10 protein-coding genes are annotated in these 12,154 nt (G+C 36.4%); 6 read left to right on the top strand and 4 right to left on the bottom strand.

Translation table 11 applies throughout. From position 1 onward, the window contains the following. Positions 1–11 precede the first annotated feature (11 nt). Positions 12–671, bottom strand: coding sequence for a helix-turn-helix transcriptional regulator (locus M3189_RS02060; RefSeq protein WP_251631392.1), 660 nt, complete (start codon positions 669–671; stop codon positions 12–14). Between the two features lie 319 nt (positions 672–990). On the opposite strand from M3189_RS02060, the gene M3189_RS02055 reads away from it, so the two are divergent. The 3 genes from M3189_RS02055 to M3189_RS02045 all read left to right on the top strand — a co-directional run bounded on the left by M3189_RS02055 (position 991) and on the right by M3189_RS02045 (position 4,515). Then, on the top strand, positions 991–2,427 hold the full coding sequence (locus tag M3189_RS02055) for a tryptophanase (protein ID WP_251631390.1): 1,437 nt from the start codon (positions 991–993) through the stop codon (positions 2,425–2,427). 120 nt (positions 2,428–2,547) lie between these two features. Next, the gene (locus tag M3189_RS02050; RefSeq protein WP_251631388.1) at positions 2,548–2,919 is read left to right on the top strand and encodes a RidA family protein; all 372 of its coding nucleotides are present in this window, start codon (positions 2,548–2,550) and stop codon (positions 2,917–2,919) included. Between the two features lie 207 nt (positions 2,920–3,126). Further along, positions 3,127–4,515, top strand: a complete 1,389-nt coding sequence (locus tag M3189_RS02045) for an amino acid permease (protein ID WP_251631386.1) — start codon at positions 3,127–3,129, stop codon at positions 4,513–4,515. A gap of 142 nt (positions 4,516–4,657) precedes the next feature. Here M3189_RS02045 and M3189_RS02040 read toward each other — a convergent pair whose 3' ends face one another. Together M3189_RS02040 and M3189_RS02035 are read right to left on the bottom strand one after the other, a co-directional pair. Then, positions 4,658–5,005 (bottom strand): hypothetical protein, encoded by a 348-nt coding sequence (locus M3189_RS02040; protein WP_251631384.1) that lies wholly within the window; start codon positions 5,003–5,005, stop codon positions 4,658–4,660. A 126-nt stretch (positions 5,006–5,131) separates the two neighbouring features. Then, on the bottom strand, positions 5,132–6,367 hold the full coding sequence (locus M3189_RS02035; RefSeq protein WP_251631382.1) for an MFS transporter: 1,236 nt from the start codon (positions 6,365–6,367) through the stop codon (positions 5,132–5,134). A gap of 144 nt (positions 6,368–6,511) precedes the next feature. Here M3189_RS02035 and M3189_RS02030 point away from each other — a divergent pair, with 144 nt between their 5' ends. From M3189_RS02030 to M3189_RS02020, 3 genes are all read left to right on the top strand, one after another. Continuing rightward, positions 6,512–7,501: a phosphotransferase enzyme family protein gene (locus M3189_RS02030; protein WP_251631381.1), complete on the top strand. Its 990-nt coding sequence runs from the start codon at positions 6,512–6,514 to the stop codon at positions 7,499–7,501. 214 nt (positions 7,502–7,715) lie between these two features. Beyond that, positions 7,716–8,156, top strand: a complete 441-nt coding sequence (locus M3189_RS02025; protein WP_251631378.1) for a MarR family winged helix-turn-helix transcriptional regulator — start codon at positions 7,716–7,718, stop codon at positions 8,154–8,156. A gap of 99 nt (positions 8,157–8,255) precedes the next feature. Beyond that, positions 8,256–9,950 carry a M3 family oligoendopeptidase gene (locus M3189_RS02020; RefSeq protein ID WP_251631376.1) on the top strand — a complete coding sequence of 565 codons (1,695 nt, stop codon included), beginning with the start codon at positions 8,256–8,258 and terminating at the stop codon, positions 9,948–9,950. Positions 9,951–9,988: 38 nt separating this feature from the next. Here M3189_RS02020 and M3189_RS02015 read toward each other — a convergent pair whose 3' ends face one another. Next, a complete protein-coding gene (locus tag M3189_RS02015; protein ID WP_251631373.1) occupies positions 9,989–12,139 on the bottom strand; it encodes an ATP-dependent Clp protease ATP-binding subunit in 2,151 nt (716 codons plus the stop codon). Positions 12,140–12,154 lie beyond the last annotated feature (15 nt).

The following is a 12,154-nucleotide window of genomic DNA, read 5'->3' as shown; positions in this document are numbered from 1 at the left end:
CTTGTCTTATCTTATGAGCGCTGAATTAACTGTAGATAGCGGTAGATACTTGCTTCGGATATTTTCAATACGGAAGACACTTCCTGAACAGCGCCTTTCATTTGGAAGACATTTCTGTCATTTAGCTCTTTGATAATGTTAATTTTCTTATCTTTCGTTAGTTGTAAATCAGATTGAAAAAGGTCAAAATCAACTACATCATAAATAATATCTTGAATACTTCCAGGGAAATGCTCCACATATTCATCATTTTGAGTATCAGAAACCATTTTTGAAATAGGTAATCTGATGTTTGCCAGTTGAAGAATTTCCTGAGCTACTAATTTATGTTTAGTCGTATCGAAATTAAAGCAAAGTAAGCCTAAAAGCTCACCTTTAGAATCTTTAATAAAATAGGTTGAAGAGGAAAACTCTTTACCGTTCGCCATTTTTCCAACGTAATTAAAAAGGTAATCGCAGTCTTTATATTTTTTATCCTTGATCATATTTCTTGCTAAGTCCGTTAAGCTCGAATTTAATGAACGTCCACTTACCTCTCCGTTTGCTATTGCACCGATATAAGCTTCTTCCTCCGAAGTAACAACGTGTAAAACAACCTCATATTGGGAACCTAAAACTTTCCCTAAAAATTCAACTAACGTTCTATAGTGACGTAATAATTCTTCATCCATTACTATTTCCTCCTGCTTAATAGAATTTTTATGTAAATACGAAATTTTGCGAAAAAAACGTTAACAAAATTGTCACAAAATGAATAGGGAAGCTAATTGAAAACGCTTTCTGGTTATGATAAATTGTTATTAAGATAATAATTTATCCTATTGATAAAAAATTATCATAATTAATAATAACTTAAATTTTGCTTCACATCAATATTTAAATATTCAATAAAGGAGGAAAAGAACCTTACTATAAACAATTAGTGATTATACCTACATTAGGATTCTAGTAATTTATAAATCTTACATTACCCATTAGGAGGAATTTATTATGGCTATTAAATATATTGCGGAACCATTTAGAATTAAGTCAGTTGAACCGATAAAAATTTTATCAAGAGAAGAAAGAGAACAGAGAATTGAGGAAGCGAAATACAATTTATTTGGAATAAAAGGGGAAGATGTATATATCGATCTTCTAACTGATAGCGGAACTGGTGCAATGAGTGTTGAACAGTGGGCAGGAATTATGAGAGGTGATGAAGCATATGCAGGTGCCTCTAGTTACTTTAAACTTCGTGATGCAGGAATAGATATCTTTGGCTATGAATACATACAGCCTGTTCATCAAGGTCGTGCTGCTGAGAAAGTATTATTTCCGACATTTTTAAGTGAAGGCAAATACGCAATCTCCAATATGTTCTTTGATACTACTCGTGCGCACGTTGAACTTGCTGGTGCAAGAGCAATTGATTGTGTAGTGGAAGAAGCAAAAGATCCATCTATCCGCAGTCCTTTTAAAGGAAATATGGATGTAGAAAAAATGAAGAGAATTATCGATGAGTACGGTCCAGAAAATATCGGACTTGTTGTTATGACGATTACAAATAACTCAGCCGGCGGGCAGCCAGTTTCAATGCAAAATATGAGAGAAGTTTCTGAAATTTGTAAACTACACAATATTCCTCTTGATATTGATGCCGCACGCTATGCAGAGAATGCTTTCTTTATTAAGCAAAGAGAAGAAGAATGCAAAAACATGTCTATCAAAGAAATAATCACAAAGATGTTTAGTTATGGTGATATGTTCACTATGTCTGCTAAGAAAGATACGATTGTAAATATGGGTGGCTTAATCGGGGTTAAAGATGGCGATTCTCCACTTATCCTGAAAATAAAAGCGAACTGTATTTCTTATGAAGGTTTCTATACTTATGGCGGATTAGCAGGACGTGATTTAGAAGCACTTGCAATCGGTTTATATGAAGGTATCGATGAATCTTATTTAGCCTATCGAATTGGTCAAAGTGAGTACATTGCAGCTCGTTTAGATGAAGCTGGAATTCAGTATCAGGCACCTGTAGGTGGACATGGCGTGTTTGTTGATGCTCAAGCAATGTTCCCGCATATTCCATACAATGAATATCCAGGACAAGTTTTAGCCATTGAACTGTACAAAGAAGCTGGAATTCGTACATGTGATATTGGTTCTTATATGCTAGGGAATGACCCAGATACAAAAGAACAATTGAAAGCAGATTTTGAATTTACACGTCTGGCTATTCCAAGAAGAGTGTATACACAAGCCCATTTAGATGTCGTGGTAGATGCATTAATCGCTATTAAAGAGAGAGCGAATGAAATTAAACGTGGTTATAAAATCTCTTGGGAGCCGCCAATTCTTCGCCACTTTCAAGCAAGTTTAGAGCCAATTGTTAAAGTTGGTATAGAAAATACAGAAAAAGAAAATGAGCTTGTTTCCATTTAATTAATTGAAGTTTGTATGGTTAAAGGACAAGACAGTGGCTTTCTTAGTCGAAAGACGCTGTTTTGTCCAAATATAAAAACTACAACAATCATTAAACACTTCTTAGAGGAGGGGAAATATATGAAAAAGCTTGAAACTGTTAAAGCTCCAGGGGCAATTGGCCCATATTCACAAGGATATGAAATAAATGAATTAGTATATACATCTGGACAAATACCAATAAATCCTGAAAACGGTCAAATTCCAGAAGGTATTAGTGCGCAAGCAGAACAGTCTTGTAAAAATGTCGGTGCAATCTTAGAATCAGCTGGACTAAATTTTGAAAGCGTTTTTAAAACTACTTGTTTTTTAACAGATATGAGTGATTTTGCCGAATTTAACAAAGTTTATGCAGAGTACTTTGTATCAAAACCTGCACGCAGCTGTGTGGCTGTAAAGCAGCTTCCACAGGGAGTATTGTGTGAAATTGAAGCAATTGCTGTAAAAAACTAATTCTAGTTAATTAAATTTTTTTGTCTCCCATATGAAAGAGGCCGAAATGGCAACCAACCTTCCCCACAGTTATTCAACTATACGAGGATGTCTATTTTTAAAAACTCTTTCAGTTTGTCCCATCTTGTTCTCGTTAATTTTCCAGATATACGTTTATTTTGAAAAATCTATATAATGATATTCATTCCTAATTGGAGAGTGAGAAGTATGCAAGAAAGCCAAGAATTGAAAAGAGGTCTTAAGAATAGGCATATCCAAATGATAGCTCTAGGGGGAGCGATTGGAACAGGATTGTTTTATGGTTCCGCAGCAACAATCGGACTTGTAGGACCCGGAGTAATGTTATCATATGCACTTGGTGGATTTTTTATCTTCCTTGTAATGCGCTGTATGGGGGAAATGACTGTACATACACCTGTTTCTGGTGCGTTTAGTACATTTGCATACAAATATTGGGGAGAAATGGCGGGCTTTATTTCTGGATGGAACTATTGGTTCTGTTATATAGCTGTCTCGATGGCCGAGATAACAGCAGTTGGGATTTATGTGAATTATTGGTTCCCTGATATTCCACAGTGGGTATCTGGTTTCGTGATGTTCTTAATTATTACTGGCATTAACTTAATTGGAGTAAAAGCATTTGGAGAAATTGAGTTTTGGGGAGCTATTATTAAAGTTTTAGCAGTTATAGTTATGATTCTTTTCGGACTAGCTATCATATTCTTTGGTTTCGGAAATGGTGGAGAAGCTATTGGATTTGAGAATTTATATAAACATGGTGGGTTTTTACCAAAAGGATTTACAGGGTTAATTCTATCCTTGGTGGTTGTAACCTTTGCATTTGGCGGTGTTGAACTTATTGGTATCACTGCGGGTGAAGCGGAAAATCCAGATAAAACAATTCCTAAAGCAATTAACCAGGTACTATATCGAATTCTCATTTTCTATGTTGGATCAATGCTTGTGTTAGTAACTTTATTCCCATGGGATAAAGTAGGGCTAACTGGAAGTCCTTTCGTTCTCATTTTTGATCAGTTAGGAATTCCGGCTGCTGCCTCCATTCTTAATATCATTGTACTTACGGCTACATTTTCTGCTTACAACAGCTGCTTATATAGTAATGCTCGTATGCTATTTGGTCTTGCTGAGCAAGGAAATGCACCTAAGGTTTTAAGGAAAATTGGTAAAACAGGCGTTCCGACGTATTGTGTATTATTATCATCTGGAGTCGTTGGTATTTCTGTAATATTAAATGCATTCCTGCCTGGACAAGTATTTGGTATTGTAATGTCCATTGCCATTCTTGCTATTATTATCAACTGGGTCATGATTTTAATAACTCATAACAAGTTTAGAAAACAAATTGGACCTCAGGAAGTTGCAAAGTTAAAGTTTAAAATGCCTTTTTATCCAATATCTAATTATGTAACAATGGGCTACCTCATAATGCTTGTTATTTTGATGGCTTTTCTTCCAAATTTTCGTTTATCTCTTTATCTTGCACCGGTTTGGTTAGGAGTTTTGTTCATTGCTTATAAAATAAAGAAAAGCAGGAAAGTGGAGGATTCATCCCAATATCTTAAGGAAGCTAACTAATAATAGAACAAATATAAGCAGAGGAAGCACAAAAAACATGTGTTTTCTCTTTTTTTTGATTGCTATTTTTCCTATATGTAGATTTTTTCACAAGTGAGTGTAAAAAAGAAGGTGGAGCAGAAAAGGGGATATTTATTGAGGCTTAACTTATTTTTTCTTGAAGGTTTAAGGTGGAGAGTTTATCTAGTTTACTTGAAGTAACCAATGAGCAAGCAAGCTCATGTGCATGATCCATAGAAATCATAATTGGAGAACAATAGAAAGGTTTCTTCCAAATAAAATCACCATCACAATTAGACGGATAGATACTTACCTTCCAATGAAAGTATATCTTTGCCTGTGGAAGCTGCACTCCTTCCACCGCAAAGAGCCAATGTGTAAAAGGTGAATCGAGGTCATAAGATTCGTATTCCTTTAGTGCCAGTAGGTCATTGAAACCAATGGGTATCAACGCCTTTTGATAAAAGTCATGATAATTAGGGGTTTTCATGTTCTAGCCCTCCCTTTTATGTTCTAACTATATTATATGATAGTTTATGAGATTTCTTGAGGGTAAATGTTAAAATTTTTCGAAAATTAAAAGATGCAACAAAAAAAAGATGGGCTAAGGCCCATCCTACTCTTGATTCATTTCTTGGACCAGTTGATCACTTGGAAGGAGGAATGCCAATAATCCTAGTAATGGCAGAAATCCAATCGAAGAAACCATGGCTGACATACTAAATAAATCTGCTAAATATCCCAGTCCTACTGATCCGATAGCCCCCATACCAAAGGCAAGTCCTACGGTTAGTCCAGACATTGTTCCGATTTTCCCTGGTACAAGCTCTTGTGCAAAAACCACAGTAACTGAAAAATTGGTCATTAGAATAAATCCAGTAAGTGTTAGGAAGATAAAAGCAATAAAAGAAGGTACAAAAGGAATAAGTATGGAAAATGGTATAGTCAGTAACATTGAAACAGATATTAATTTTTTCTTGCCAAACCGGTCTGCCAGCGGACCGCCAAAAAAAGTACCAAAGGCGCCAGCAATTAAAAACGCAAATAGGAAGAGCTGTGATTCCTTAATCGTCAAGGAGTATTTCTCTATTGCAAAGAATGCGTAAAAATTAGTCATCCCCGATATATACCATGACCTTGCAAATATTAGTAAAAGAATTAAAAATAGTGATTGTTTTACCTTTTTTGAAAGACCCATTTTTTTACCTGACATTGTGTTCTTCATTTTTAGTAAAGGCAGATTTTCAACTAATCTCTGTTTATACCAATTTGCGATGTAGATTAATAACAATACTGCCAATGCAGCAACGAGCGAAAACCACGAAGCACCTTGCTGTCCGAGTGGGACAAGGATGAGTGCTGTGATAAGTGGAGCTAATGCCTGCCCCGTATTACCGCCTACTTGATAAATGGATTGTGCCAGTCCTCTTCTATTCCCGGCAGCCATATAGGCTACCCTTGATCCTTCAGGATGAAAAACAGCTGACCCAAGCCCAATAAAAATGACTGAAAGAACGATCAAACCGAAGGAAGGCGCAAACGCCATTCCAAGAACACCACCCAATGTTAGGGTAAGTCCGATTGGTAATGCGAAGGGCATTGGTCTTTTGTCTGTAACAAATCCAACTACTGGCTGCAGCACAGATGAAACCATATTTAAGGAAAAGGCAATAATACCGAGCTGAGTAAATGATAAACCCATTGATTTTTCTAGAATGGGAAACATCGCTGGGACAACAGCTTGTATGGCATCATTAAGTAAATGACAAAGCCCGATGATAAAAAGAATATTAAACATTGTTGCGTCTGATGTTTTTGGTGCCTTTGCTGTTACTGCTGCTGGTTGACTCATATTTCACCTCGTTTAATTATATCAATTTTTTAATAACCTTATCTTACATAAAATCTATAAAAATGAGAAATGGAATGTTTCAAAGTTCGGAATAAATAAATATAATTAAGGTAGCAGCTTTAAATAAATAGTTAGGGGTGTAGGATGGAGAAATCAGTAGAAATTTTGTTTACAGCAGAGATTCTAAACACATTCTTGGACTGCTTTGGCTTACAGTCAAAAGTGAAGAAACTGGGGGATTTTGAGAACTATGTTTTTGAGGTTTATCTTGAAGAAAAACCTATGATTTTAAGAATCACTCATAGTTCTCATCGGAGTAAGGACGAGATACTAGCGGAACTTGATTGGATAAATTACTTACATGAACAAGGTGTATATTGCCCAGCAGTTTTTACATCATCCAAGAATCAATTAATTGAAACCCTCCCAGGTGATGACGGTTCATCTTTTTATGCCTGTCTCTTTTCAAAAGTACCTGGAAATCCTGTGAAAATTAAATCAAATGAATTCAATGAACAATTATTTATTGCTTGGGGTAAAGCAATTGGTCAGATGCATTCTGTCACAAAGGATTATATGCCAAGGAAACACGTAAAGCTCAGGCCATCTTGGGAGGAAGAGGAATTACTGGACATTGAAAACTATGTTCCCAAAGAAAATGAAATAATTAAAAATACGAAACTCTTGATTAAAGAGTTAGAATTACTTTCAAGAAGCAAAGAAAATTTTGGACTTATCCACAGTGATATCCATTCAGGTAATTTTTTTTATGATGGTGAATCTGTTCATATTTTTGACTTTGATGATTGCAGTTATCATTGGTTTGCTTCTGATATTGCTATACCGCTTTATTATTCCATTTTGTACGGATATCAGGATGTAAGTGAACGTGAGCGGGAGCAGTTTGCCATGAATTTTCTTGCCCATTTTATTAAAGGATATGAGCATTATAATGCCTTGCCATGCGGTTGGGAGGAGCAGCTGCCGCTGTTTTTTAGGCTGAGAGACGTTACCCTTTATTCTGTTTTACATAAAAAAATCTCACCGGAAGAAAGAGATGAAAATATAAATAAAATGCTAGAAGTATTGAAATCAAGAATCATAAAAAAAGAACCCATTGTGAAACTAGGTTAAATTGACACCAACTCAAAATTTTCTTATAATAATCTTGAAGTCGAGATAATAAGAAAGCGAAAGCGGATTGGCTTATGACCCCGAGCCCCTAGGCGCTGTAGCTGGATAAATAATAAGGCGGAAGCGCTTTTGCGCAGAGAAAAATGCAGTTAAATTTTTCCTAGTTGCAGGATAATTAGAAAAGCGGAAGCTGAATAAAAAGGATGAGTTTTTAATGGAAAATGATTCAGTATCTCAATCGTTGAAGTTATTTATTGTTCTTTCAAGAGCATATAAAGCGATTAATGAACATGTTAATAAAGTGATACAAGCAAGTGGCTTGAACCCGACTGAATTTGCCGTATTAGAGCTTTTATATCACAAGGGTGATCAGCCAATGCAGCAAATTGGCGGGAAAATCTTACTTGCAAGCGGAAGTATAACCTATGTTGTTGATAAATTGGAACAAAAAGGACTGTTGATTAGAATTGCATGTCCCAATGACCGACGTGTTACGTTTGCACAAATTACAGATAAAGGAAAAGACTTTATTCAAGAGATTTTCCCAGAACATGCAGAGCAAATTCATTCACTCATGTCTAGTTTGACAGATTCCGAAAAACAGGATGCGATTGAATTGTTGAAAAAACTTGGATTGCCAGCAGGGAAATTTTAATACGGCTCATCAGCCGTATTTTTTTCATTTTAAAGGAATATTAATGGATAGTGTTGAATTGATTATAGTTGAAATTATTTAATTAAAGGGGATGTTTCAATGAGATTTGAAGAGTATACATATACCCGTCCGAACTTAGAAAGTATTACAGGGAAATTTGAGGGTGCAATAGAAAAATTTAAAAATGCAAGTTCAATAGAAGAGCAAAGCGTGGCGATGAACGAAGTAAATGAAATTAGAAATGATATTGGCACAATGTTTAATCTCTGCTATATTCGACATTCCGTTGACACAAACGATGAATTTTATAAAGCAGAGCAAGATTATATGGATGAAATGCAGCCAGAAATCGAGGGGCTGGTTACCAAGTATTATCAGGCACTGGTTCATTCCAAGTTTCGTGCACAGTTAGAAGCTAAATTGGGCAAACAATTATTTGCCTTAGCTGAAGGACAACTAAAGACCTTTAAACCAGAGATAGTTCCTCTATTACAAAAAGAAAATCGACTCTCCACACAATACACAAAACTGATTGCTTCAGCAAAAATAATATTTGAAGGGGAAGAACGAACTCTTGCGCAATTAGAACCTTTTACTGAATCAACGGATAGGGATATGAGAAAGCGTGCAAATGAAGCAAAATTTGGATTTTTAGCTGAGCATGAGGAAGAACTTGACCGAATTTATGATGATTTAGTTAAGGTTAGAACGGAAATTGCTCATGCATTGGGTTATAAAAACTTTGTTGAACTTGGTTACTACCGAATGATGAGAACGGATTACAATTCTGAGATGGTGGCGAATTTCCGTCAGCAGGTGAAGGATTTTATTGTTCCAATAGCAACCTCACTAAAAGCCCGCCAACAAGAACGTATTGGTGTGGAAAAATTAAAATATTATGATGAAGGCTTCAAGTATCAAACAGGTAATGCTGTACCAAAGGGCAGTCCTGAATGGATTATTGCGAATGGACAAAAAATGTATGAAGATCTTTCAAAGGAAACAGGAGAGTTCTTTCAATTTATGCAGGATAACAACCTAATGGACCTTGTAGCAAAAAAGGGAAAAGCAGGTGGAGGTTATTGTACATTCATTGAAAACTATAAAGCTCCGTTTATCTTTTCTAATTTTAATGGCACCTCTGGGGATATTGATGTACTTACACATGAAGCAGGGCATGCATTCCAGGTTTATTCCAGCAGGAATTTTGAAATCCCTGAATATTATTGGCCAACCTACGAAGCTTGTGAAATTCATTCGATGAGTATGGAGTTTTTTACTTGGCCATGGATGGAATTATTCTTTGAGGAAGATACGGATAAATATAAATTTTCACATTTAAGTGATGCTTTATTATTCCTGCCATATGGTGTTTCTGTTGATGAATTCCAACACTGGGTATATGAGAATTGGGAAGCATCACCTCAGGAACGAAAGCAGCAATGGCGTGAAATTGAAATGAAATATTTACCTCACAAAGATTATGACGGGAATACTTATTTAGAGAATGGTGGTTTCTGGCAGCGTCAAGGTCATATCTTCAACTCACCTTTCTATTATATTGATTATACTTTAGCGCAAATCTGTGCCTTCCAATTTTGGAAACGTTCGAGAGAAAATCAAAAAGAGGCTTGGGGTGATTATGTAAATCTTTGCAAGCTCGGTGGCAGTATGTCATTTACAACACTTGTGAAAGAAGCAAATCTGATTTCACCTTTTGAAGATGGCTGTGTACAATCTGTTGTTGGTGAAATTGAAGCCTGGTTAAATTCTGTTGAGGACCAAAAATTATAATAATAAACTTAAAAAGCGAAGCTTAGGCTTCGCTTTTCCTATTGAATAACTTTTAGGTTTTCTGTAGTCACCTTCAGAAGGCCGTCTTCGATGACTGCGGATAAATAATCTGCCTTTGGCTGGTCCAGTATAAAGTCCGCGATTTTATCTTCTATTTGCTCTTGGATTACTCTACGGAGCGGGCGTGCACCAAATGCTGGATGATAGCCTAGCTCTGCTAGTTTTTCCTTTGCTTCTAGTGTAATCGTAAATTCAATATTTTGCTCTTTTAGGGTTTCCTGTAAATCGTGTATCATTAAATCAGCAATCTGCATGATATGTTCTTTTTCAAGTGAGTTAAATTCAATAATACTATCAAAACGATTTAAAAATTCTGGCTTGAAGAAGCTGCCCAGTGAATCTAAGATAGAAGCTTCTTCAATCGCTTCATTCGTACCGAAACCAACATGAATCGTTTTGTGTCCAACCCCAGCATTGCTTGTCATGATAATAACTGAATCCTTAAAGCTGACGGTTCTTCCTTGACTGTCAGTTAGTCGTCCGTCCTCAAGAATCTGCAAAAACATATGCTGGACATCTGGATGGGCTTTCTCAATTTCATCCAACAAAATAATGCTGTAGGGATTCCTGCGTACCTTTTCAGTTAATTGCCCTGCTTCATCATGACCTAGATAGCCTGGCGGTGAACCAATTAGTTTCGAAATGCTGTGTTTTTCCATGTACTCACTCATATCGAGTCGAATCATTGCCTCAGTTGAACCAAATAATTCTTCCGCGAGTGTTTTAGATAGCTCTGTTTTACCAACTCCTGTTGGACCGACAAAAAGGAAAGAGCCAATCGGACGATTCTTGGATTTTAAGCCGGCACGGCTTCTTCTTATGGCTTTTGCAACCTTTTCAACAGCTTTTTTCTGACCGATGACTTTTGTATTTAAGCTATCTTGTAGATACTTCATCTTTTGCTGCTCATCTTCTTGTAATTTACCAACAGGTATACCGGTTTTTTGTTCAATAATTTCTTGAATATGTGTTAGCTCGATAACTGGTCTATTGAATTTTGATGTTTTATTTAATGATTTTTCCAGCTTGGCTTCCTCGTCTCGGAGTGTAGCTGCAAATTCATAGTTTTCATTCTTAAGAGCCGAATCTTTTTGAAGCGCAATTTCTTTTAATGTGTTCTCAATCTGCTCTTTGCTATTACCATCTGAAGTTAGATTTAATTTAGACCCTGCTTCGTCTAATAAATCGATAGCTTTATCCGGTAAGAAACGGTCCTGGATATAACGGTGTGACAACTGAACACATGCTTTCAGTGCAGCATCTGAATAGGTTACTTCATGAAAGTCCTCATATTTTTTCTTAATTCCTTTTAAGATTTCAATGGCTGCTTCGGGTGTTGGTTCGGCAACCTGTACGGGTTGGAAACGACGTTCTAGGGCAGCATCTTTTTCAATGTAACGATATTCCTTCAAAGTAGTTGCACCAACCAGTTGAAGCTCACCGCGTGCGAGAGCTGGTTTTAAGATATTTCCAGCGTCCATAGAACCTTCTGCTGAACCAGCCCCCACTAGGAGATGAATCTCATCAATGAATAGGATGATATTTTTTCGCTCCTGTAATTCTGTAATCAATTGCTTCATTCTTTCTTCAAACTGACCCCGAATACCAGTGTTGGCGACCAAAGAAGCAACATCTAGTAAAAATACTTCTTTATTTTTTAATTTAGCAGGAACCTGTCCATCAACAATTTTCATTGCCAACCCTTCAGCGATAGCAGTTTTCCCGACACCTGGTTCACCAATTAGTACTGGGTTATTTTTATTGCGGCGATTTACTATTTCAATAATCCTTTTAACCTCTTCATCACGACCAATGACAGGATCAATTAGACCTGCTTTGGCCATATGGGTTAAATTACGACCAAATTTATCAATAATGTCACCACCATTACGCACGGAAGCCTGTTTCTGGCTCTTTGGCTGGATTGTTTCACTAGCCTTCATATTTAAAAATAGGTCCTCTAATGGAAAACCAGGAAAGGAACTCATATTAGGAGTTAACCCAGTGCTGATTTTACTTTTATTGGCTGCGTAACATTCATGACACAGTTTCAAATCACTGTGAGCTCCATTAATGTTTAGTCTTAATTGAACAGTGGCTTGGTTTTCTTTACACAATTGACAAAGCATAAAATAAAACCTCCT

Source organism: Neobacillus niacini (assembly GCF_023715415.1).
Classification (GTDB): Bacteria; Bacillota; Bacilli; order Bacillales; family Cytobacillaceae; genus Neobacillus; species Neobacillus niacini_C.
The sequence above is the reverse complement of the archived record's forward strand: the minus strand, read 5'-3'. Positions and strand labels throughout refer to the sequence as shown.